Source organism: Psychrobacter sp. 1U2 (assembly GCF_051847575.1).
The window spans coordinates 24,765-47,715 of the sequence record NZ_JBPYDC010000007.1 but is presented as its reverse complement, the minus strand read 5'-3'; the positions used below and the strand labels follow the sequence as shown (position 1 = coordinate 47,715).

Below are 22,951 nucleotides of genomic sequence, written 5' to 3'. Positions count from 1 at the left end.
AAGCCCATTTAGGCTTTCAAAACGGTATAAACCGGCACTGGAAACTCGTCATGTAGGTCGACTAAATCCAATAATACCAAAGCCCCCACCACATTATGATTAGCGGATCTGCATAGCTCGTAGGCCGTGCGCAAAGTACCGCCAGTGGCCAAAATATCATCAACCAATAGTAAACGCTCAGGCGGCAAGTTGCTTTGCATCTCAAGCGTATCTTTACCGTACTCTAGCGCATAAGCTTTATTAGCGACCGGTGGTGGTAGCTTACCGGGTTTACGAAGTAATATCATGCCCTTGCCCAATCTACCTGCTAGCAAACTTGAAAAGACAAAACCGCGCGCTTCAACTGCGCCTAAACAGTCCACCTCATCCATGAGGCCCTTCGGCAGCGCCGCTAACAATGCATCAATCACCTCATCAATATGACTGCGCAGTAAAGGGGTAATATCATAAAAGTCTATACCCGGCTTAGGAAAGTCCGGTACAGTACGAATAATTTGCCAAAGCGGATGCTCAGTATTGACAAGATTAGAGTCATCAGAGACAGTCTTAGCGGATGATGTCGCTTTTGTGGCGCTCATAAAAGTCCTTAACAGGTAAAAATATAGCGATCATAACCAAAATGTAAAGGTCATAATAATCGGACGTTATAGTAGCATAATTGCTATGTTGACAGTGATCAAAGCTAAAAATGACGACTGCTTCACTATTGAATATAGCGATAAGGCTTTAATAAAGGCATACTTGTCTCAATATACAAGTGTAAACTTAAATGAGCTAGGTGGCGATATATGCTACACTACGCGCGCTTTGATAGTCTCAAACCCCAATGATAAATGAGCAATGATAGATAGGATTATGTATGAAACGTTATGAATGTATCGTCTGTGGCTGGATCTATGATGAAGAGCTTGGCTGTCCTGAAGAAGGTATCGCTCCTGGTACGCGCTGGGAAGATGTCCCTGAAGACTGGACTTGCCCTGAGTGCGGTGTGGGTAAGCTTGATTTTGAGATGTTAGAGTTTTAGAGCTAGTACCTTGATAACTAGGTAACTAGGACCCTCTAAATAGGACACTTTATGACGAATACAAAATCTCTTGATGCTGATACTACTAGTAGCAATACTGCTGAAGGTAGTAGCAATGGTACTTTGAAACGTATGGACACTAAAAGACCCGCGCAATACCCTACCCCAGACTGGGAGAAATTCGGTGAGCATCACTGGGTACCTTCAGATCTGAGCAAAGATCTTTATCAAGCCATGATCGATATCGGTGATGGTATTGAGCTTTGCGTCGAAGCAGGTGGCAATCCTCATAACCCACCGCTGCTAATGATAATGGGTTTAGGCTCACAAATGATCTTTTGGCCCAATAGCTTTATAAAAAGGCTCATTGACGCAGGTTTTTTTGTCATTCGTTTTGATAATCGGGATATTGGGCTGTCCTCCAAGGTTCAAATTGAAGGGTTACCACGCGTCAATCAGCTGAAGATGATGTTTCGTCTGCAAACTGGCTTATCTAATAAAAGCGAGCAAGTCGCTTATAAGCTTACTGATATGGCCGAGGATACCGTGCGCTTGATTAAGGTGTTACATCTTGGTCGCACGCATCTCATTGGCGCTTCCATGGGTGGTATGATCGCGCAAATCGTCGCGGCTCGTTATCCAAGCTTAGTCAACCGTATGGCTTTGATGTTTACCACCAATAATCGCGCTTTTTTGCGACCACCAAAACCCAAACAGTTATATACCTTAATCAATCGTCCTGAGAGTCACTCTGAGCGCGATATTGTCCGTCATAGTGTTTGGTTTATTAAGACGGTTGGTACGCCTGGGCATATTGATATTCGCGCGGTACGTGAAGTGGCAGAGCTACGCTATCAGCGCAGCTTTCATCCGTTAGGTACGCTGCAGCAGCTCAACGCTATTTTGGCTTCCGGCTCCATTGCGCGCTTTAGTAAAAAGGTAAAAGCGCCGACTATCGTTATGCACGGTAGCGCCGATGGGCTATTGCCAGCATCGCAAGGCAAGGTAGTGGCAAAGACTATTCCTAATGCCAAATTTTATCTGATTGATGGTATGGGTCACGATATTCCAGCTTATTATCAGCCTTATATGGTCGATCTGATCCGTAATCATCTTTTAGGTTAAAGAAGTATTGTCAGCTGCTCGATTTTTAAATGAATACAGCGGCGCATAATCTTATTATGCGCCGCTGTATTCATTGATCTTGCTCACTTCTACTTTGGGGATTATTTATCAATCACAGCTTACATTGGTACCTTCTTTATCAATACACATCTTATTACCATTTTGGAGGCTGCCAATCCAAGCTTTGCCTTGTTTAAAGACAAAAGAGGGCGCTCCTAGATAGCTGCCGCTGCTCGCCACGCCTTCTTCATCGAAGCGAAAAGGAATCACCAACTCCCCGCCTAAATTAACAAAACCCCATTTACCATCGACGAGTACGCCTGCTAAGCCTTCTGAAAAGGGACGCACAGCATCGAAGGAATAGGTAATCATAGTAATATTACGCTCATCTACAAAGCCCCATTTGCCATCGCGCTGATCCGCTTGCAAAGTCGTAAATAGCGCTCGGTTGGCGCGGTTAGTAGTCGCAGTATCGTTGTTTGTGCTGTTAGTATTATTTTGCTGCCTATCACGATTACTATTGTCAGCACTGACAGGACTGGGGTCTGAGATAGCATTACCATTTTTATCGAGCCAGCTAGTGGCTTGACCTTTACGCACTCGCGCTTTGCCGCCTTTATAATTATCGATATCACTAATAGAGGCAGAAAACGGTACTATGATGTTGTTAGTAGTATCTATAACTCCATATTTACCGTCTTTTTTAACCACAATACGCCCATCCGTTGCCGCTCGCGCCCAGCCCGAAGACTCACCTAGCTTATCATAGATCAGCGGCACTACTTCGCGCCCTTCCATATTCAGATAACCGACCTTGTTACTGCGCTCGACAGGTATCAAGCCGCCAGCCAGCTTATCGGCGTCTACTTGCTGATAGCGCGATAGATCAACGACCCTCTTACCTTGCTTATTGATTAAGGCAACCGGTGCGCCAAAATCCTTAATCGCTAAGAAATAGCGACTGTTAGCGGTGCAAGAGACATTTTTGTAATAGCTTTTGGGCAGCTTACAGCTGGCAGCTTGCGCGCTTGGCATCACAAACATTAGGCTAGCCGACATTAGCAGTCCTGCAGACAACTGCTGCGCTATTAACGCAAATAGCTTTCTAGACGTAGATCTAAATAGTGACATAGACGATGTGTATACCGGTAAGTTATTAACAAAGTTTTGATAGCTATTTTCGGTAGCTCTTAGGCTGAAAAATAATTATAAGCTTGTTTATTATAAACTGCTAAGCCAACAAATAGCCAATATAGCGTTCGGGTAATCTTCTAGTGTAACTAAGTACGAGCTTAAAAATATTATAACGAGCTACTGCTAAACCAATCCTAGCTACAAAATTATCGTTATGCCATTTAGATTTTAGGCCAAAAGGTATACACTTGTGCTCTTTTTAGAGCTTACATTTTTATCTTTTGTTGTTATTAGTGCAATATCATAGTCGTTTGTAAATCAGTCAGACCCATAAACAGGTCAATAAGTCAGAGGGGAGCTTTATGTCCAATACCACCACGCGTACTGCTACCATTGGCTTAGTCATAGGTTGTATTATTTTTGGTTTAGGTAGCCTCATTGTTGCCCATGTCGATATTGGTGGCTGGGCGATGTCATTTTGGCGATTGGCGATCTCAGGGGTGGTTTTTGCGGTGTTAGCGAAGATAGCCGGTCAACGCTTGCCAAAATCGAGACGCGCCATTTTTTATGGTTTATTATCAGGCGCGTTTTTGGGCTTGGACTTAGCCCTTTGGCATGAAAGTATTTATGCAGTCGGCCCTGGTATCTCAACATTATTAAATAGCTTACAGATTTTCTTTTTGGCAGCGATTGGTTTTTTATACTTCAATGAGCGCCAGTCTATTTTGCAATTGATTAGTTTATGTTTAGCGATGCTAGGAGTCGCTATGATAGGCAGTCCGGAGTTTGCGCAAAACTCTGCCGCCACTTGGGGCTTTATCACTGGTATCATCTCAGGGGGCATGCTAGCGGCCTCGATGACGTTTATTCGTAAGACGCACGATACAGAACCGACCCCTATACTGGTTCTGATGCAACTGGTCAGTATTGGCGGGGTGCTAGCAATGATAGTCCCTATGCTGATACTAGATAAAGGTAATATTATGCCTAGTACTTTATCTGAGGTTGGCTGGATACTGGTCTATGGCGCGGTGATGCAGTGCTTAGCTTGGGGCTTGATTGCCTACTCTATTCCTAAGCTATCTCTAGCTCTGACCGGATTATTGCTGTTGACTGAGCCGGTTGCCGCTTTGCTCATTGATTATACTTGGCTCGATAAGCCCATTAATACTTTGCAATGGACCGGCGCTCTACTGACTATGTTAGCTATCTATTTAGGCTCGCTAAAACCCAAACCTCGAGCTCTGCGCCGATATCGGTTTTTTGCGCGGTTTTATAACAAAAAATATTAATTTAAAAAAGGGTGAGGCTGTTATCAGCCCCACCCTTTTACTCTTAAAGCTAAAATACCTTAAAGATAAAGATCAGTCCGTTTGACGATTAAATAAAGCATTGAGTACGATGGCGGCTAAAGTTGCAGTACCTATGCCGCCCAAATCAAAACCGCCTAAATGCAAACTAAAATTACCAGTACCCATAATGACCGTAACTGCAGCGATGATTAAATTGCTGTTTTTACTAAAATCCACTTTACTGTCTATCCAGATTTTTGCCCCAGCGATAGCAATGAGTCCGAATACGACGATAGATGCGCCGCCCAACAGCGCCACCGGAATAGTCTGAATAATCGCGCCAAATTTTGGTGACAATCCTAATAATACCGCGACGACACCGGCGACAACAAAGATAGTCGTGCTATAGACTTTAGTAACCGCCATAACCCCAATATTCTCAGCGTAAGTGGTCACTCCAGTACCGCCAAAGCCTGCTGAAAATGTCGTTGCTAAGCCATCAGCAAAAAACGCCCGGCCCATATAAGGGGTGACTCGCGCCTTAGTCATACCTTCTACCGCTTTAAAATGACCTAAGTTTTCGGCGACTAAAATAAAAGCGACAGGTGCAATCAAGACAATAGCACTAAGCTCAAAGCGCGGCGTATGAATACTAGGCAGACCAAACCATGAGGCAACTGAGACACTAGTAAAATCAATAGGTGTCCCGTAGCCCATCACGTTGGTAACGATGTAATAGATCACATAAGACAAAATAAGGCCAACGAGTAATAATAGGCGGCGCAGCATACCTCGTGTGAATACCGCCACACCACTAATGAGCAATACCGTAAGCGCCGCCATCCAAGCGTCAAACTGATTGGCCGAGACCCCTTGGATAGTAACGGGCGCTAAATTCAGCCCGATAATCATCACGATAGCACCGGTGACAATAGGGGGCATCAAGCTTTCAATCCAGCCCGTACCGGTCTTCATAACCAGCAAGCCTACTAGCGCATAAATGATACCGCAGGCCATAATACCGCCTAAAGCCACATCTAAACCGCTATTGAAACCGGTACCAGCATAAGCAGTGACTGCTATCACAGGGCCAATAAAAGCGAAGCTTGAGCCTAAATAGCTTGGCATCCGGCCGCCGGTAATCATAAAGAACATGATAGTACAGATACCTGACATCAAAATAGCTAGATTGGCGTCAAACCCCATTAATAGAGGGGCTAATACTGTTGCGCCAAACATCGCAAAAGTATGCTGGATACCTAGCAAGATGCTCTTTGATGGTGGCAAATACTCATTGATCCCTACTGGATTGCGATCCAAGTCACCTTGAAAAGGACGCCAAGTAGGAAACCATTTGCCATTATCGAAGTCTGGATTATGCGGTAGTGTCATAGTATTAGTCTCAATACCTGCAGCCTCTAAAGCATTGTGTTCCGATGAGATTTGAGACGACTGTTCTGAAGGGGGTATCATGCGCGTTTCCTATTTGACCCAACTGCATTATTATAGCTTCTATAAAAAGGAGCATGTGCTGTCATTATTTACCAGTAGTGAAGACTTGTGACTTTTGCCAAGTCGTACCCTATAACTTTGTAGCCGTCGGATAGCTTGCATTGATGGACATCATTAATAATAATTAGTTAACCATCACAAGCTTAAGCCTTGCTATTTTTCGTTAGTCACGTCGATTTATATATGTTCTACTAGATAAATAAGAATTTTGTCTAAATTTTTTTGGTACTTACATTCAATATCTTTTATTTTTATTACAGGATGTTACAGCACGGTTAGTGCTCAGCATAATAACGGAATTTTATAGCAAAAAAAAGAGCTGATTTGACGGTTTTCTATACCGAGCTATTCTTAAGTAGCCACTAACGAAACGGTTGGCTATTCGCTAAAAACCTTTAATTGACTACCCTATTCGTGTCTAAATGTTGATTATTCCTGATAATCAAAATATCTACTAAACGACCCTTTATTTAAGCGCTATCTACTGACGATTTAGCCTTTTTTTATTTCATCTGTTGAGTGTTTCATTATGATTAGTGTTTTTGACTTATTTAAAATCGGTATTGGTCCCTCAAGCTCACATACTGTAGGCCCAATGGTTGCGGCCAACCTGTTTTTATCCTCACTGCGTAAACAGACTGAGCTGAGTGCCATTAAAAGTGTTGAAATCGAGCTTTTTGGCTCTTTAGCCGCTACCGGCAAAGGGCATGCGACCGATACCGCTATCTTGCTCGGGTTACTCGGTCATGCTCCTAGCACCATCGACACTCGGCTTACCAGCCAGTATTTGCTACCTATATTTTCAGACAAAACTCTTAATATCGCAGGCGAGCATGAGATTGCATTCGATGTAGAACGCCATATTCATTGGTATAGCGATACGGTCCTACCTTATCATCCTAACGCGATGACTATTAGCGCGCACTTAGCCGATAATAGTCGCTATCAGCAAACCTACTATTCAGTAGGGGGCGGTTTTGTGATCAATGAAGAAGACGCCACCAACCCTGATGACGATCATGCGACGCCAACGATAGAAGAGATACCCTATCCGTTTAATAGCGCATCTGAGCTACTTGAGCGCTGCCAAAAGAACGGCTTAAGTATCAGCGAGTTGGTATTGGCTAATGAGTGTCATTATCGTGATAAAGAGGAGGTACTTGCTTATTTAGATTCTATATGGGATTCAATGCAAGACTGCGTAGCAAGAGGCTGCCAAAATAGCGGTATTTTGCCTGGAGGTCTCGATGTCAAACGCCGTGCCCAAGCCCTATACTTACAGCTGTGCGCTGAAAAAGACCGGCCTATTGCCAAAACAGATAAATTGGCTGCGATGGATTGGATCGATTTGTACGCTTTAGCCGTTAACGAAGAGAACGCTAATGGCGGCAATGTGGTGACCGCTCCGACGAATGGCGCAGCAGGTATTATCCCAGCTGTCATGCATTACTACCGAGATTTTTTGTCTAACTACAGTTTGGATGGTGCGCGTAAGTTTTTACTTAATGCCACAGCTATCGGCAGTCTTATCAAACAAAACGCTTCTATCTCAGGTGCTGAAGTCGGCTGCCAAGGCGAGGTGGGCTCTGCTTGCGCAATGGCAGCATCAGCTTTGGCCGAGATATTAGGCGGCGATCCGGCAAAATGCCTCAATGCTGCGGAGATTGGTATTGAGCATAATTTAGGATTGACTTGCGACCCTATTGGTGGCCTCGTACAAGTGCCTTGTATTGAGCGCAACGCTATGGGAGCCGTGAAAGCGGTGAATGCCGCTCGTCTGGCCTGCCGCGGTGATGGTCAGCACTTTGTCTCTTTTGATAAAGTAGTTGAAACCATGAAGCAGACTGGCGCTGATATGCTCGAGAGCTACAAAGAGACGTCGCGCGCAGGCCTTGCCGTGATTGCAGACAACCGAATACCTACAGTCAGCCAGGGAGTCAGTGTCAAGTATAGTCAGTGCTAGAGCTCTGAATATATTGACAAAGTAGCTGCCATAAAAAAGCCTCTAATCATTTAGAGGCCTTTTTATATAATATGTCTCGTCCTAAAATAAGTTTACGAAAAAGGAGCTTATTCATGGACAAGTTAGCAGTAGCAAAGGTTAAACGCAGTCAAAAAGATTACACCTTAGGCTTTAAACTCGCCGTCGTTGACAGTATAGAAAAAGGCGACATGACCTATAAACAAGCACAAGCAACTTATGGCATACAAGGACGCAGTACCGTATTGGTATGGCTGCGTAAGCATGGTAAATTAGACTGGACCCATCCCCTTAAGAGCCAGACTATGTCACCCAAAGAAACCCCAGCCCAAACCATCAAACGCTTAGAGCGAGAACTGGCGGATGCTAAAGCGCATAACCTTATTTTAAGTAAGGTTGTCGACGTCTTTGAAAAAGACTATGGAGCACCTACTAGAAAAAAGTCTTCTACGGCATCCTCTGGCAACTCAAAGAAGACAAACAAATAAGTTTAGCTCAAGGATGTCGATTGCTTAATGTGAGCCCGCAAGCGGTGTATCAACATCGTACTCGGGTACAGAATAAAGCAAGCACCTTTGCTGTCATCAAAGACTGGGTACAAGCATATCGAATGCTCATGCCTCGTATAGGGGGTCGGAAGTTATATTGGCTGCTTAAACCGAAACTGATAGCTCATGGCATAAAGATTGGCCGTGATGGATTCTTTGATTACCTAAGAGCTCATAGACTATTGGTTCAACCCAAACGAAGCTATACAAAGACCACCTTTAGTAAGCACTGGATGAAAAAGTATCCAAACTTAACCAAAGAGACACCAGCACCTATCAAGCCTGAACAAACCTTGGTGGCTGATATTACTTATGTCACCTCTAAACAAGGAACGCACTACCTATCTTTAGTGACAGATGGGTATTCAAGACAGATTATGGGGTATCACCTAAGTGAGAGTGTGCCAGCAAGTGAAGTTGTAAAAGCGCTCAAGATGGCAGCTCACAGACGTTCTTATACTCATAAAGCCATTCATCACTCTGATAGAGGTCTACAATATTGTGCATCAGAATATCAAGAGGTGCTTAGAGCACATAACATCACACCGTCTATGACCGATGGTTATGATTGTTATCAAAATGCATTGGCTGAGCGGGTGAATGGTATTTTAAAGAATGAGTTCTTGTTGTATGAGTGCAATACGATGAGTGAGCTTAAACAGCTGATTGATGAATCTGTTTATGTCTATAATCATATTAGACCGCATTTAAGTTTGAATATGAGAACACCGACTGAGGTACATGACAGTTATTCATGTCCTGTTTAATGTAAAAAAGCCAGATACATAGGGTATCTGGCTTAGCAAAAAACTATCAATGTATTTTAGGACGGGACAATATAAAATGTTCAAAAATTAGGTCAGGTCATCTATCTAAGCTTACTCAGCTGTTTTTGAGATAACTTCATTAAGATACCATACTGGCTTAACAACACCAGCAGTCTCGTCAGCGACCGCTTCTTGGCGTACGTCTAACATATAGCGGTATCCTGGCTCATAAGTGAAACCTTGAATATCGCCATTAAACGAAGTAAAGTTTTTCTGATGCGCTTGACGGAACTGTAAGCACTCAGATTTGATAACCTCACCTGTGTTTGCAGTGACATCACAAACAGCTTTGGTAGGTGCGATCTCAAGCTTAAGGTTAGGAATGTTAACCACTTTAACATTTTGCGCTTGGCCTTCAACAACCATAGTACGCTCATCGTTAAGATCCATAGTAGAACAACCAGCTAAAGCGAAAGTAGTTGCTAGTGCTGCTATTGCTAATTTTTTCATGAATAAATCCTCAATTGGTATAAATTATTGGTAGTCATTAAATTAACGGCTACGGGTAATGGTTATTCAAATATAAACAATTGGTTTAAGGATAATTAAACTCAAGTGCTAAGTTTGTGTTGCTTATTATATGATCTAAGCAATATATTACCTCTGCTACGCTAATTTGATGACTTATATTGATTATAGTTTTTTCAAATCAAAATAATTATAGAGCGCGCACACATCTTAGCACTATGACTCCTTTGTAACTTAACGTCAAAGTTTGCAACTTTTGTCAACAGACTACAAAATAAGTTAACTTCGGTAATCGGCATTTATCTTGACATAATCATAGGATAAATCACACGTATAAACAGTATCACTTGCTGTACCGCGTGCTAAATCGATATGGATAGTAATCTCTGAACGACTCATCACTTGATTACCATCGGCTTCTTTGTACTCAGGTGCTACGCCGCCGTTTTGGCAAATCATGACTTCATCTAAGTACACATCGACCTGTTCAGTGTCTAAGTCTGGGACGCCGGCGTAGCCAACAGCCGCTAAGATACGACCCCAATTGGCATCACTGGCAAAAAACGCCGTCTTCACCAGTGGGGAGTGCGCCACCGCATAAGCGACATCGCAGCACTCTTCAGTCGTCTTACCGCCAGTCACTTTAACCGTCATAAACTTAGTCGCCCCTTCCCCATCACGGACAATCAGCTGTGCTAAGCGTACAAACACCTCAGTTAAGGCGCCAAATAGCGGCTGGTAATGAGGATGCTCAGGGCTATCAATGACATCGGGGCTAGCTTTTCCTGTCGCTATGAGCACGCAGCAATCATTGGTAGAAGTATCGCCATCTACGGTAATACGATTAAAAGACTGCTCATTAATGGTGCTTAGCATCTCTTGTAACAGATCAGCACTAATATTGGCGTCGGTAGCTACGTAGCCAAGCATTGTCGCCATGTTTGGCCGGATCATGCCTGAGCCTTTAGAGATACCAGTGATGTGATAAGTGCTTTTTTTATCATCCTCAGCTATCTCAACTTTTTGACTGGCCAGCTTCGGCAAAGTGTCAGTCGTGCGAATACCGTTTGCAGCGGCTAGCCAGCTAGTAGGCGCTAATTGTTCTAAGCCCTTATCTAAACCCTCAATGACTGCATCGCTATTTAACGGCTCGCCGATGACGCCAGTAGAAAAAGGCAATACGCTAGCGCTCTCTACCCCCACCTTAGTGGCTAAAGCGGCACAGATATCGCTAGCGCGGCGCTTACCATCGCTACCCGTTCCGGCATTGGCATTACCAGTGTTGATGACTAAATAACGCGGGCTGGCCTTTGCAAAATGCTCACGCAACACTCTGACGGGAGCGGCGCAAAAAGCGTTCTTGGTAGTGACAACCGCGACGCTCGCGCCTTTAGCAATCTCAATAAGGACCAGATCATCACGATCCTTATAACGCACACCAGCGGCCGTCGCACTGAGGGTGATGCCATCGATGGGATATATTGTGTCAGGTACTGCCGTATCTCCAACAGCCATAATGCTTCCTTTATGATGATTAATTAGGGTTAAAACACTTACGAGAGCTGGTAAAAAACACAGCCCCTACTTGCTTAAATCAAAAGCCGACCAGATTGGGGCATGATCTGAGGGTTTCTCCATTGCTCGCAGCTCATAGCTGACACCCGCATCTGTGCACTGATTGACTAAATCAGGGGTACATAAAATATGATCAATGCGCATGCCGCGTTTAGGATCATCATTGAAGCCGCGACTACGATAATCAAACCAGCTATAAAAGTCCTCACTATCAGGATAATGGAAGCGATACGTGTCGATCAGATCGCGAGACATAAGCGCGGCGTACCACTCGCGCTCCTCTGGTAAGAAAGAGGTTTTTCTATTTTTTAACCAGCGCTTAGCATTTGCTTCACCGATACCGACATCGATATCTTCCGGCGCGATATTCATATCACCCATGATAATCAACGTGCGGCCTTCGGCGATTAACACATCAATATAAGCTATCAAATCAGCGTAATAAGCTCTTTTCATCGGATACTTAATTGGGTGGTCTTGGCTCTCTCCTTGCGGAAAATAGCCATTTAGCACATCAATCTCGCGACCTGCAAAGACATAGCGCGCATGAATAAAGCGTTTTTGTGCATCATCATCTTCGTGCGGGAAGCCTTTTTGCACAAAAATAGGCGCAATCTTTGATAATAGTGCCACGCCGTAATGCGCTTTTTGGCCAAAATACTCGACATGATATCCTAGAGATTCGACGTTTTTTAACGGGAATTGCTCATCATGAACCTTAGTCTCCTGTAACCCCATAACATCAGGGTCGATGACGTCTCGTACCGCCTCGAGCTGATGCTGACGCGCGCGAATACCATTGATGTTGAAACTGACAAAACGGACCATACGTTACCCTTATAATTAATTTTAAGCTCAAAAACCTGTCTTTTATTGTGCATGTCCTAGTTATAGTCACTAACTATTAAATAATTAGTTTTTGCTAAGTTTAGCAGCTGGTCTTGTGTTTAGCGCTCGATCGAGCGCTAATCATAACAGAGTTATCGTGCGCTATCTGTTGCTTGCTGCCAATCCTTACGCTAAAGTATCACTATTAAAACGAGTCAATCATTACTATAAGTAAGATAATATAGAATCTTTATAAGCTTCTAGTAATAGGCTCCCTTACTATTTGTGATTGAGTGCATTTATGACGATACAATCTAGCAGCGCCCCGACGATAAAAGCAGAACCGCTATTTTCTACTAACTACTCTATTTATATCAACCATACAGATGCCGGCGGTATTGTCTACCACGCCAATCATTTGGTGTTTTTTGAAAACTGTCGCCGTGATTGGTTTACTAAACTTAATATTAATGGCTACTTTTTGCAGACTGATGAAGGCCACATTCAGCACTTTGTCGTGAGCCAAGCGCAGTTACAATACCACAAGGCCATCTTGTTAGACGAAACCATAGAAGTACGTATCGATAAAGTCGAGCTAAAACCGGCTAGCATCATTTTTTATCAAAGCATCCATCGCCAACAGTCCTTCCCTACTCAGCACTCAAAAGAAAATGGCTTAAACAATCTTCAAGCCAGCTCAGACACTTTGTTAAGCAGTACAAAAATAGTCATTGCTTGTGTCCAAAATCAGCTAAATCCTACTGCATCCAAAAGCTCAGAGCCAGCGGCTACCCTAACAGACAGTCCTTTATCCGGTCAATCGGCAGCTCAAACGAATCAGATGACTCCTATAAAGCCCGTTCGTGTTCCCAAAAGCTTACGTGACACTATCGAACAAGCTATTAACCAACACAATCAGCCTTCATAAAGCTTATCAATAACGGCTTAAAGTGATAGCAATCACTCATTAAATCCTAAACCTTCGTCCATTAATAACACTTTTGTACCAAAGCGCTATTTTTATGGTAATTGTTGCTATACTTTTGAGGCTTTTTTGCCTATTATTTAAAGTTACTAGAAAACGGATGAGTGGTAACATTCGTGACACAAAACGTATCTAAAACGGTTAATTATGCGAACGAACGGTAAAGTCACCTAAATATCGCTCTACTATCGTAATCCATTGCTATGCTTGTTAACTGTCTAACCCCTCATGGAATGACCCAATTAAGACTCCCTAAACTTCAAGGACGCAGAAAATGACAATGAATAAACCTTGGCATGCTCGTTATCCAGCTGGTGTACCTAAGACGATTTATCCAGATAATTATGCCAATATAATAGAGCTTTATGAAGAAAGCTTTAGCCGTTATCGCCAGCATCCTATAAGTATTTGTATGGGTGTCACTCATACTTATGGTGATATAGATGATGCATCCTTGGCTATCGCTGCTTGGTTACAAGCACAAGGCTTGCCTAGAGGCAGCGTAGTGGCATTGATGATGCCAAACGTACCACAGTATCTGCCAACGATGATAGGTATCTTGCGTGCCGGTTATATCTGTACGCCGGTCAACCCTCTATACACCGGTCGCGAGTTGCGCCATCAGCTCAATGATTCAGGTGCAAAAGCTATATTTTTGGTCGACAACTTCGCACAAGCGCTAGAACAAGTCGTCGATGAGACGGCTATCAAGCATATTGTGCTCTCCAAAATGGGCGATATGATGGGTCTTAAGGGTATTTTAGTCAATACTATCATCCGTCAAGTCAAACGTTTAGTACCTAAGTATAAGCTCAACGATCCCAAACATGCCCTCACTAAATTCCCAGATGTACTAAAAAGAGGCAAAAACATGCCTTTTCAAAAGCCAAAAATGTCTTTGGATCAAAAAGCATTTTTGCAGTACACCGGTGGTACTACAGGCCTATCAAAAGGCGCTATTTTATCGCAGCGTAACGTCGTAGCTGCTGCTCTGCAGTCTGAGGCTTGGACACGCCCTATCACAGGCGAGATTAATGATGTTTATATCAATATGGTTATGGCTTTGCCGCTATATCATATTTTTGCCTTTATGCTTAGTTTGCTAGCGGTACGGTCAGGGTATACTTTTATTCTCGTTCCTAATCCGCGTGATATTCCTGGGTTTGTCAAAACCTTGTCAAAACAGCCGTTCCATATCTTTCCTGCGGTTAATACCTTGTTTAAAGGTCTACTGGATAATCCAAACTTCAAAAACTTAGATTTTAGCTCATTGAAGATATCTCAAGCCGGCGGTATGGCGGCTACTGAACAAACTGCAACGCGCTGGCTTGAAGTGACAGGTTGCCCGATGATTGAGGGTTGGGGTATGACTGAAGGCGTTGCTGCCGGTACGGCTAACGTCATTACAGACCGTAAGTTTAACGGCACTATTGGGGTGCCCGTTCCGAGCGTTGATATTATCGTTATCGATGAAGAAGGCAACCGAGTCGGTTTCAATGAGGCAGGTGAGATGTGTATCAAAGGCCCAAATGTTACTTCAGGTTATCTTAATAGGGATAACACTGATGACTTTACCGAAGAAGGCTACTTCCGTACCGGTGATATTGTCAGTATGGATGAAAAGGGCTACATCAGGTTGCTCGATCGCAAAAAAGATATGGTTTTAGTCTCCGGCTTCAACGTTTTCCCTAACGAGCTTGAATCGGTTATGCTAGATTATGAAGGGATTATCGATTGCGCGGTCATTGGGGTACCCGATGAGCATCAAGGGGAGTCTATTAAGATATATATTATCCGTAAAGATAGTACTATCACTAAAGAGATGATTAAAGACTTTGCCCTTGATAATTTGACAGGTTATAAATGTCCACGCTATATCGAGTTCGTCGATGAATTGCCAAAATCCAACGTCGGTAAAGTGCTCAGACAAAAACTGCGCGAAAAACACTTAGAAGATCATCCTGTCCTTTAAAACACTTTCTAAAGTAGTAATAAGCGAATCATCATATATAGAGGCCCTTTACTTAGATAAAGGGCTTTTTTTATAATTAACTGCTTGTATAATACTACCTTGATGCAAGCGCTGTAACAAGATAAGGAGGAAATATAACCGCTTATCTATTATTAACGTCCACTTGTCATACATCACATAATAAAATATTTATCAACTTTATATTCATACTCTGAAGTCTTTGTATGTTGTTATCGCAAAAAGCTAAGTTTGTGGTAGTGTGTTTCCAAATTATTTCACTATGTTACTGTTTAGCAAAATATTAAGGTTATTGTGCTCTAAAATTCTAGACAACAATAATTTTGAATAGTAGTTAATTCAGTATAATTTTATAGCGACAATACTTTAAGCAGTAACAGTGCTGTATCGATAGCGCTGAAAAGTCGTTCATTTAGGCTCATATTTACAGAAGAACTATAATGAACGGTTTGTACAAAGGCCACCATATGTTAGCAGTCAGTTAATAGATAGGATAGCACTCGGCATGACTTAGCTTTGGCAATAATCATCAGCGTTGCCATAGCTATTTATCATGTTGACAGGGATGTGACTACTTGCCTATAGAACCTTAACTTATCTCAAATTTAAGGATGCTAGATATGACAGTGAATAAACCTTGGCTCGACCAATACCCGACTAATGTACCTAAGACAGTTAATCCTGATAAATACGGCAATATAGTCGATCTATATGAAGAGTGTTTTGATCGTTTTCGTATGCATCCTATGAGTGTCTGTATGGGCGTCACTCATACTTATGATGATATCGATAAAACCTCATTAGCTATCGCCGCATGGCTACAAGCGCAAGGCATACCTAAGGGAAGTATTATAGCGATTATGATGCCGAACGTACCGCAATACCTACCCACGATGATAGGTATCCTGCGCGCCGGTTATATCTGCACGCCTATCAACCCGCTCTATACCGGTCGTGAGCTGCGTCATCAATTAAATGACTCAGGGGCCAAGATCATCTTTGTCGTTGATAACTTCGCCCAAGCGCTTGAGCAAGTGGTAGATGAGACCGCTATCAAGCGTATTGTGCTCTCGAAAATGGGCGACATGATGGGACTAAAAGGAATGTTGGTCAATACCATCATCCGCCAAGTCAAACGCCTAGTGCCTAAATATAAGCTCAATGATCCTAAGCATGAAGTAACTAAGTTTCCTGACGTCATCAAGAGAGGCAAAGAGCTGCCTTTTAATAAACCAAGCATGAGCTTAGAGCAAAAAGCTATCTTGCAGTACACTGGCGGTACTACTGGTTTATCCAAAGGCGCTGTGCTATCCCAGCGTAACGTAGTAGCAGCCGCGCTTCAGTCAGAGGCCTGGTATCTGCCAGTAACCTCTGAAATCAATGAGGTCTATATCAATATGGTCATGGCGCTACCTTTGTATCATATCTTTGCTTTTATGCTGAGCTTATTAGGGATGCGTTCAGGCTACACCTTTATACTAGTGCCTAATCCTCGCGATATGCCCGGATTTGTGAAGACCTTATCGAAGCAGCCATTCCATATCTTCCCAGCGGTCAACACTTTGTTTAAAGGCTTATTAGACCAGCCAAACTTCAAAAATTTAGACTTTAGCTCACTACGTATCACCCAAGCTGGCGGTATGGCAGCGACAGAACAGACAGCAGCGCGCTGGCTTGAAGTCACAGGCTGTCCGATGGTTGAAGGTTGGGGTATGACCGAAGGCGTGGCCGCTGGTACCGCTAACGTCATTACCAATCGCGAGTTCAACGGTACTATCGGTATCCCTGTTCCGAGCGTCGATGTCATCGTTATAGATGAAAATGGTCAGCGTCTAGGCGTCCATCAAGCAGGCGAGATGTGCTTTAAAGGCCCCAATGTCACTGCAGGCTATCTGAGCACCGATAGCAGTGGCGACTTCACTGAGGATGGCTACTTCCGTACTGGTGATATTGTTAGTATGGATGAAAAGGGTTACTTCACCCTACTCGATCGTAAAAAAGATATGATCTTAGTCTCAGGATTCAATGTGTTCCCAAATGAGATTGAGTCTGTGATGCTTGACTGTGAAGGTATTATCGATTGTGCTGTCATCGGTATCCCTGATGAGCGTCAAGGCGAAGCGGTCAAAATCTACGTGGTTCCTGCAAACAATAATGTCAACAAAAGCGACGTTAAAGAATTTGCTTTGGATAATCTGACTGGCTATAAGTGCCCGCGTTATATTGAGTTTGTACCTGAACTACCCAAATCCAACGTCGGTAAAGTGCTACGTCAAAAACTTCGCGAACAGCACTTATTGGATAATCTGGCTCTATAAACAACCTGACATTTATTCGTACTCTCAAAAGCCCTTTATTAATATAAAGGGCTTCTTACTTTGTAAAATCCGAAAAATAGTATAGAATTTTATCATCATGTTCACTTCTCATAAGATATAAGGATTTATCTTCTAAGAGCGTTAACGTAAGATAAATATCTCCTTTCAATCGAGCAATACCTTTCACCCCATTTATCACTCACTAAGGATAGTAATAATGATGAATCAACCTTGGCTCGCTCAATATCCAGCCGGTGTTCCCAAGACCATTGACCCCGACCAATACTCAAGCTTAATAGAGCTCTATGAAGAGAGTTTCGATAACTTTGCCAGCCAGCCCTTTAGCATTTGTATGGGTGTCAAACACAGCTATGATGATATCAATCAAGCCTCAAAAGCGATCGCTGCTTGGCTACAATCGCAAGGCCTAGCGCCAGGTAGCGTGGTGGCTTTGATGATGCCAAACGTGCCGCAATATCTACCGACTATGCTTGGTATCTTGCGAGCAGGGTATGTTTGTACGCCGGTCAACCCACTCTATACTGGCCGTGAGCTGCGTCATCAGCTCAATGACTCTAGTGCTAAGGCGATATTTTTGGTGGACAATTTTGCAAAAGCGCTCGAAGAAGTCGTTGATGATACCGAAGTTGAAACGATTGTGATTTCCAAAGTAGGCGATATGATGGGTCTAAAAGGTATCGTCGTCAATACACTGCTGCAACATGTCAAAAAACTGATTCCTGACTATAACCTTAATAGTACTAAGCATAAAGTAACTTTCTTGCCTGATGTGCTCAAAAAAGGCAAAAAACTAACTTTGAAGAAGGTTGATGCCACTCTAGATCAAACGGCGTTCCTTCAATATACTGGCGGGACCACTGGGCTGTCTAAAGGCGCTATCTTGACGCAGCGCAATATTGTCGCCGCAGCCCTACAATCTGAAGCTTGGTCGGAACCTATCGTCTCAAAGATTGGTGACGAACAAATTAATATGGTCTTGGCCCTACCGCTCTATCATATTTTTGCTTTTATGCTAAGCTTGGTAGGCGTACGCTCTGGTAACGCCTTTATTCTGATTCCCAATCCGCGCGATATTCCAGGCTTTATCAAAACGCTCTCAAAGCAGCCTTTTCATGTGCTGCCGGCTGTTAACACCTTATTTAAAGGTCTGCTTGATCACCCTGATTTTAGCAAGCTTGATTTTAGCTCGCTCCACATGTCGCAAGCTGGCGGTATGGCTGCCACTGAACAAACAGCTTCACGCTGGTTGAGCGTGACAGAATGTCCGATGATCGAAGGTTGGGGAATGACTGAATGCGTGGCGGTTGGTAGCTGCAATGTACTGACTAATACTGAGTTTACTGGCTCTATTGGTATTCCTTTACCTAGCATCGATATGATCGTTATTAATGAGGATGGCACGCAAGCCGCGGTGAATGAAGCAGGTGAGATCTGTATGAAAGGCCCTAATGTGACGCCCGGCTACCTGAATAAAGATAACAGTAATGAGTTCACCAAAGACGGTTACTTTCGCACCGGTGACATCGGCAAGATGGATGAGCAAGGCTACTTCACCCTACTCGATCGCAAAAAAGATATGATACTCGTCTCAGGGTTTAATGTCTTTCCTAATGAGATCGAATCCGTCATGCTCGATTGTGAAGGTATTTCAGACTGCGCTGTCATTGGCGTTGCTGATGAAAGCCAAGGTGAATCGGTAAAAATATACATCATACCTGACAATGATAAAGTCACCGAAACCATGGTTAAAGACTTCGCTCACAAGAACCTCACTCGCTACAAATGCCCTAGTCAGATTGAGTTCGTTGATGATCTACCGAAAAGTAATGTCGGTAAAGTTTTGCGCCAAAAGCTGCGAGAAAAACACCTAGCCGATTATGCATAATCGAGAATCAGTACTATTGATAGTCAGTCATCAAAAAGCCCTCTTAGCTTAGAGGGCTTGCTTATTATAAAACTACTTAGATAATTAAAAAATAGCTATTAGCTGATCTTGCTAACAAACTGCAAAGGCAGATGCTTCATCGCTTGACCAACGATTGACCAAGGTAAGCTTGGTACGCAAGCTTCCTCGACGCCAGACTCTATGGCCGCTACGATAGCTTTCGTTCCCGTATCAGCATCCACCTCAAACGGTAATGGCTTAGCGTCCTTATTAATCTCAGTGCGAATATAACCTGGGAAAATAGTAGTGACGTTAATCGGTAATTTAGTGAGCATCATATCCGCACGAATCCCTTCGGCAAGATGCGCAATACCGGCTTTTGCTGCGCCATAGGTCGTCATATGTCCTGGCAGGCCGCGCATCGCTGACATGCTCGAGATTACTACTAAATGGCCTGCGTTTTGCTTTCGAAATATTTTCATGGCCGCCTCACACTGCGCAAGTGCTGAGATGAAGTTGATCTCAGCGGTACGCCGGTTGATCTCAAACCGCCCTTTACCGATACGGCGACTGTCTCCGACGCCAGCATTGACGACAATACGATCTAAATGACCAAAATCTGCGGCAAACTCATCAAATACTTTGAATATTGATTCATAGTCGCTGACATCTAAAATCTTGTATTCCACCCGAATATTAGGGTAGCTGTCCATAAGTTCGGCTTTGAGCTGCTCTAAACGCTCACCGCGCCGCGCACAAATCGCTAGACTATAGCCAAGTTTGGCAAACAGCCGCGCCATGACTTCACCAAGACCTGAACTTGCGCCAGTGACAAGCACGGTTTTGCCTTGTCCTACTTGAGATTTGGTAAGACCGTTTAGATAGCGCGCGGGTTGTATCGCACTAAGCGCTTGCGCTCTACCTTGTTCGGTCGCTTTTGTCACTAAGCTCATTATTTTATTTTGCATAGCATTCTCTTCTCATCAATACCGTACGTGTACGTTTACACCACTTTAGGGCTTCAAATAATAAGATATAAAGATATCATAATATAGCAGTCATATTTTAGATACTATATTTAAGTGCTAGATGTTAGCTATTAGGTTTTGAGGTATCCTTGTCGCTATTAATCACCCTTTCCTATACTCTAAATCCTAGCGCCAAGTGACGAAACGTTCGCCCTCAGAAAACAAATGGCTGTATTCATTTAATGATAATAACCGTGCCGTTTGTCTTCGTAAAGTAATAGCAGTCACCCCGGTATTGATCAGTCTCTTATTAAGCTGATAGGCCATCTGACTATCTTGCTTAAATAACTGCGCAGTAATCGCGGCTATTACCCCGCCTGAGGTAAACACTAGCACCGTCGTATCTGAGCTGCTACCAGAACCCTTATTTATAGCATTTAATGAGGTCGCTTTGTCGCGTATCTGAGCGAATGCTTGCTGTGTACGCTCATTAAACTGTGTCCAGCTTTCAATATAGTCGCTATCATAATCGCCGCCATGCCAGCGCTGCATCGCTTGATCAAACAGCTCAGCCAAACGTAGCTTAGGCACGTCAGCTTTTGCGATCTCCATAGCTATAGCCGCTTGGCTAGCAAAGGCCGGGTGAGACTTGGTCAACACATCTTGATGATTAAACTCGTTGAACTCAGCAATCAAGCTATCATCAGAAAAGGCAGCGGGCGCATTAATAAGCGTATCAGAGGGATTATGCTCAGCCAAAGCCGCTTGATAACTGTCTATAAAGTGGCGGGCAGAGTCCTGCTGACGCACTAAATGACCACTGAAGACTGCATCGATACGGCGCTGAGTATGAGCATAATAGGAGCCAAGCATTTGCGCTTGCTTGACCCCTAAGTCTGATAATTCATCGTAGTTTTTTTTGCCAAAAGAAGCTTGGCCATGACGAGCCAAAAGTATGGTAATCATAGTAATATTGCCTAATTGTTATCTTATTTTGCGTATGTCATTCATCAAAGACTGTATTAGTGAAAGACGTTTTGTCATCATCACTCATCAACTGATTTTGAAGTCGATTCAAAATAACCTTTAGGTAAGATGCCTTTGACAAGCTTTTGTACAGGCTCTGGCAATTGCTCTATCGCGGCTTTATCTACGCCTCTTTCTTCTAAGCGCGGCTGCACATGCGTCAAAAATAGCGCCTCGCCTTCATACTGAGCGATAAGCTTTAGACATTTAGCATTTAATACATGCACGATGAGCCAAAAGTTCTTAAAAGCTGGGTTTTTGGTTTGTTTATTATAGTAGCGATAATAGATTTGCTGAATGATACCGGCTAAGCGAAATAGTCCAAACACTTCATAAAAAGTCCAGTTATCAATCTCAAGACCGGTTTTCTCTAAGTAGTATTCAACGACTTCATTACGAGTCATCATCCCTTTTAGATGGGTCGGCTGACGACGCGACTGCTGCATGATGATGTTGTCATCTTCCTCGATCCAATAAGCCAAAGCGCTACCTAAGTCCATCAAAGGATCACCAAGAGTCGCCATTTCCCAATCCAGCACGCCGATGACCTCGGTTGGATTATCAGCAGCCAAAATCACATTGTCAAAACGCCAATCATTATGAATAATACAGGTCTTGCTATCTTCTGGCGTGTGCTTGTTCAGCCATTGACGCACGATACCAAAGCTTGGTACGTTTGGTGTTTTTGCTTTCACATAGCGCTTATCCCAGCCCGTTACTTGGCGCTCGCAGTAGCCATCGCCGCGGCCTAAATTAACCAGATCAGCATGCTCGGTATAGTCCACTTGATGCAGCTCGATCAAAGCATCTATCACATTAGTACAGAGCTCACGCGTCTGCTTTGGATCAAAATCTATCTCTTTAGGCAAATTGGCACGAGGAATGATACCTTCCATGCGCTCCATGACATAAAAATCCGCTCCGATAATATCTTCATCAGTACACAGCGCAATCATCTTTGGAACATATGGATAAGCTTCTTCTAGCGCTTTTTGTACCGTATATTCGCGTACCATATCGTGAGCAGATTTGGCCTTGGTACCTTTAGGCGGGCGGCGTAAAATTAAATCTTGATTGTCGTACTCTAAGCGATAAGTCCAGTTAGATGCGCCCCCTGAAAATTGGGTAACGGTAGGCTTGCCTTGAATATCAACGCCTTGATCTCGTAGCCAGTTGCTAACAGCGGGTGCATCAAGCTCTTCACCTTCTCGCACTGCACCGCCTTTGTCTAATGCCGCATTCAGCTCTGGCTGCTCGTGGCTGTTCTTAGCATTGTCTTCAGTATTCTGCGTATCAGTTACCATACAACGTTCCTTATTGTTTATGTGCTGCTATTATTAAATATTCAACAGACCTTAGTTAAAAATTCACTACCAAAAGCTTGATAGTGAATGTTAAGGGATAATATTCGCTGAAGTAAGGGTCATTAGGGTCAATGCTATGG

Annotated in this window: 18 protein-coding genes; 9 read left to right on the top strand and 9 right to left on the bottom strand. The window is 43.4% G+C overall.

Annotated elements, in window-relative coordinates; translation table 11 throughout:
- Positions 1 to 8: 8 nt before the first annotated feature.
- Complete coding sequence (locus tag ACS8FD_RS05235) at positions 9 to 578, bottom strand: adenine phosphoribosyltransferase (protein WP_439274776.1); 570 nt, start codon at positions 576 to 578, stop codon at positions 9 to 11.
- A 281-nt stretch (positions 579 to 859) separates the two neighbouring features.
- Here ACS8FD_RS05235 and ACS8FD_RS05230 point away from each other — a divergent pair, with 281 nt between their 5' ends.
- Positions 860 to 1,024 carry a rubredoxin gene (locus tag ACS8FD_RS05230; protein WP_439274775.1) on the top strand — a complete coding sequence of 55 codons (165 nt, stop codon included), beginning with the start codon at positions 860 to 862 and terminating at the stop codon, positions 1,022 to 1,024.
- 132 nt (positions 1,025 to 1,156) lie between these two features.
- Positions 1,157 to 2,149: an alpha/beta fold hydrolase gene (locus tag ACS8FD_RS05225; RefSeq protein WP_439274851.1), complete on the top strand. Its 993-nt coding sequence runs from the start codon at positions 1,157 to 1,159 to the stop codon at positions 2,147 to 2,149.
- Between the two features lie 108 nt (positions 2,150 to 2,257).
- Here the strand turns inward: ACS8FD_RS05225 and ACS8FD_RS05220 are convergent, their stop codons facing one another.
- The gene (locus ACS8FD_RS05220) at positions 2,258 to 3,208 is read right to left on the bottom strand and encodes a WG repeat-containing protein (RefSeq protein WP_439274774.1); all 951 of its coding nucleotides are present in this window, start codon (positions 3,206 to 3,208) and stop codon (positions 2,258 to 2,260) included.
- 437 nt (positions 3,209 to 3,645) lie between these two features.
- Between ACS8FD_RS05220 and ACS8FD_RS05215 the strand changes: the two genes are divergently transcribed.
- Positions 3,646 to 4,575 carry a DMT family transporter gene (locus ACS8FD_RS05215; protein ID WP_439274773.1) on the top strand — a complete coding sequence of 310 codons (930 nt, stop codon included), beginning with the start codon at positions 3,646 to 3,648 and terminating at the stop codon, positions 4,573 to 4,575.
- 72 nt (positions 4,576 to 4,647) lie between these two features.
- Here ACS8FD_RS05215 and ACS8FD_RS05210 read toward each other — a convergent pair whose 3' ends face one another.
- On the bottom strand, positions 4,648 to 6,048 hold the full coding sequence (locus ACS8FD_RS05210; RefSeq protein WP_439274772.1) for a solute carrier family 23 protein: 1,401 nt from the start codon (positions 6,046 to 6,048) through the stop codon (positions 4,648 to 4,650).
- Positions 6,049 to 6,616: 568 nt separating this feature from the next.
- On the opposite strand from ACS8FD_RS05210, the gene ACS8FD_RS05205 reads away from it, so the two are divergent.
- Positions 6,617 to 8,050: an L-serine ammonia-lyase gene (locus ACS8FD_RS05205; protein WP_439274771.1), complete on the top strand. Its 1,434-nt coding sequence runs from the start codon at positions 6,617 to 6,619 to the stop codon at positions 8,048 to 8,050.
- Positions 8,051 to 8,163: 113 nt separating this feature from the next.
- Positions 8,164 to 9,383 (top strand): IS3 family transposase gene (locus ACS8FD_RS05200; RefSeq protein WP_439274770.1). Its coding sequence is split into 2 segments (ribosomal slippage): positions 8,164 to 8,503 and positions 8,503 to 9,383, totalling 1,221 coding nucleotides; the frame shifts between segments, so codons are not numbered across the junction.
- Between the two features lie 111 nt (positions 9,384 to 9,494).
- Here ACS8FD_RS05200 and ACS8FD_RS05195 read toward each other — a convergent pair.
- The 3 genes from ACS8FD_RS05195 to xthA all read right to left on the bottom strand — a co-directional run bounded on the left by ACS8FD_RS05195 (position 9,495) and on the right by xthA (position 12,314).
- Positions 9,495 to 9,893, bottom strand: coding sequence for a DUF4377 domain-containing protein (locus ACS8FD_RS05195; RefSeq protein ID WP_439274769.1), 399 nt, complete (start codon positions 9,891 to 9,893; stop codon positions 9,495 to 9,497).
- 297 nt (positions 9,894 to 10,190) lie between these two features.
- The gene (argJ, locus tag ACS8FD_RS05190; RefSeq protein ID WP_439274768.1) at positions 10,191 to 11,426 is read right to left on the bottom strand and encodes a bifunctional glutamate N-acetyltransferase/amino-acid acetyltransferase ArgJ; all 1,236 of its coding nucleotides are present in this window, start codon (positions 11,424 to 11,426) and stop codon (positions 10,191 to 10,193) included.
- Positions 11,427 to 11,492: 66 nt separating this feature from the next.
- Positions 11,493 to 12,314 carry an exodeoxyribonuclease III gene (gene xthA, locus ACS8FD_RS05185; protein ID WP_439274767.1) on the bottom strand — a complete coding sequence of 274 codons (822 nt, stop codon included), beginning with the start codon at positions 12,312 to 12,314 and terminating at the stop codon, positions 11,493 to 11,495.
- 301 nt (positions 12,315 to 12,615) lie between these two features.
- On the opposite strand from xthA, the gene ACS8FD_RS05180 reads away from it, so the two are divergent.
- The 4 genes from ACS8FD_RS05180 to ACS8FD_RS05165 all read left to right on the top strand — a co-directional run bounded on the left by ACS8FD_RS05180 (position 12,616) and on the right by ACS8FD_RS05165 (position 19,513).
- Entirely contained in the window at positions 12,616 to 13,242 is a 627-nt protein-coding gene (locus tag ACS8FD_RS05180; RefSeq protein WP_439274766.1) for a hotdog domain-containing protein, read from the top strand.
- Positions 13,243 to 13,573: 331 nt separating this feature from the next.
- Positions 13,574 to 15,271: an AMP-binding protein gene (locus tag ACS8FD_RS05175; protein ID WP_439274765.1), complete on the top strand. Its 1,698-nt coding sequence runs from the start codon at positions 13,574 to 13,576 to the stop codon at positions 15,269 to 15,271.
- Between the two features lie 638 nt (positions 15,272 to 15,909).
- Positions 15,910 to 17,607 (top strand): AMP-binding protein, encoded by a 1,698-nt coding sequence (locus tag ACS8FD_RS05170; RefSeq protein WP_439274764.1) that lies wholly within the window; start codon positions 15,910 to 15,912, stop codon positions 17,605 to 17,607.
- Between the two features lie 214 nt (positions 17,608 to 17,821).
- On the top strand, positions 17,822 to 19,513 hold the full coding sequence (locus ACS8FD_RS05165; protein WP_439274850.1) for an AMP-binding protein: 1,692 nt from the start codon (positions 17,822 to 17,824) through the stop codon (positions 19,511 to 19,513).
- A 98-nt stretch (positions 19,514 to 19,611) separates the two neighbouring features.
- On the opposite strand, the gene ACS8FD_RS05160 is transcribed toward ACS8FD_RS05165, so the two are convergent.
- From ACS8FD_RS05160 to ACS8FD_RS05150, 3 genes are all read right to left on the bottom strand, one after another.
- Positions 19,612 to 20,481 (bottom strand): SDR family oxidoreductase, encoded by an 870-nt coding sequence (locus ACS8FD_RS05160; RefSeq protein ID WP_439274763.1) that lies wholly within the window; start codon positions 20,479 to 20,481, stop codon positions 19,612 to 19,614.
- A gap of 186 nt (positions 20,482 to 20,667) precedes the next feature.
- A complete protein-coding gene (locus ACS8FD_RS05155) occupies positions 20,668 to 21,447 on the bottom strand; it encodes a histidine phosphatase family protein (RefSeq protein ID WP_439274762.1) in 780 nt (259 codons plus the stop codon).
- A gap of 80 nt (positions 21,448 to 21,527) precedes the next feature.
- The gene (locus tag ACS8FD_RS05150) at positions 21,528 to 22,811 is read right to left on the bottom strand and encodes a phosphotransferase family protein (RefSeq protein ID WP_439274761.1); all 1,284 of its coding nucleotides are present in this window, start codon (positions 22,809 to 22,811) and stop codon (positions 21,528 to 21,530) included.
- Positions 22,812 to 22,951 lie beyond the last annotated feature (140 nt).

Excerpts from the sequence above, each read along its gene's own strand:
- xthA (WP_439274767.1), bottom strand. The coding sequence starts at position 12,314 with ATGGTCCGTTTTGTCAGTTTCAACATCAATGGTATTCGCGCGCGTCAG.
- ACS8FD_RS05235 (WP_439274776.1), bottom strand. The coding sequence starts at position 578 with ATGAGCGCCACAAAAGCGACATCATCCGCTAAGACTGTCTCTGATGAC.
- ACS8FD_RS05220 (WP_439274774.1), bottom strand. The coding sequence starts at position 3,208 with ATGTCGGCTAGCCTAATGTTTGTGATGCCAAGCGCGCAAGCTGCCAGC.
- ACS8FD_RS05205 (WP_439274771.1), top strand. The coding sequence starts at position 6,617 with ATGATTAGTGTTTTTGACTTATTTAAAATCGGTATTGGTCCCTCAAGC.
- ACS8FD_RS05215 (WP_439274773.1), top strand. The coding sequence starts at position 3,646 with ATGTCCAATACCACCACGCGTACTGCTACCATTGGCTTAGTCATAGGT.
- ACS8FD_RS05150 (WP_439274761.1), bottom strand. The coding sequence starts at position 22,811 with ATGGTAACTGATACGCAGAATACTGAAGACAATGCTAAGAACAGCCAC.
- ACS8FD_RS05195 (WP_439274769.1), bottom strand. The coding sequence starts at position 9,893 with ATGAAAAAATTAGCAATAGCAGCACTAGCAACTACTTTCGCTTTAGCT.
- argJ (WP_439274768.1), bottom strand. The coding sequence starts at position 11,426 with ATGGCTGTTGGAGATACGGCAGTACCTGACACAATATATCCCATCGAT.
- ACS8FD_RS05225 (WP_439274851.1), top strand. The coding sequence starts at position 1,157 with ATGGACACTAAAAGACCCGCGCAATACCCTACCCCAGACTGGGAGAAA.
- ACS8FD_RS05175 (WP_439274765.1), top strand. The coding sequence starts at position 13,574 with ATGACAATGAATAAACCTTGGCATGCTCGTTATCCAGCTGGTGTACCT.
- ACS8FD_RS05155 (WP_439274762.1), bottom strand. The coding sequence starts at position 21,447 with ATGATTACCATACTTTTGGCTCGTCATGGCCAAGCTTCTTTTGGCAAA.
- ACS8FD_RS05210 (WP_439274772.1), bottom strand. The coding sequence starts at position 6,048 with ATGATACCCCCTTCAGAACAGTCGTCTCAAATCTCATCGGAACACAAT.
- ACS8FD_RS05230 (WP_439274775.1), top strand. The coding sequence starts at position 860 with ATGAAACGTTATGAATGTATCGTCTGTGGCTGGATCTATGATGAAGAG.
- ACS8FD_RS05160 (WP_439274763.1), bottom strand. The coding sequence starts at position 20,481 with ATGCAAAATAAAATAATGAGCTTAGTGACAAAAGCGACCGAACAAGGT.
- ACS8FD_RS05170 (WP_439274764.1), top strand. The coding sequence starts at position 15,910 with ATGACAGTGAATAAACCTTGGCTCGACCAATACCCGACTAATGTACCT.
- ACS8FD_RS05180 (WP_439274766.1), top strand. The coding sequence starts at position 12,616 with ATGACGATACAATCTAGCAGCGCCCCGACGATAAAAGCAGAACCGCTA.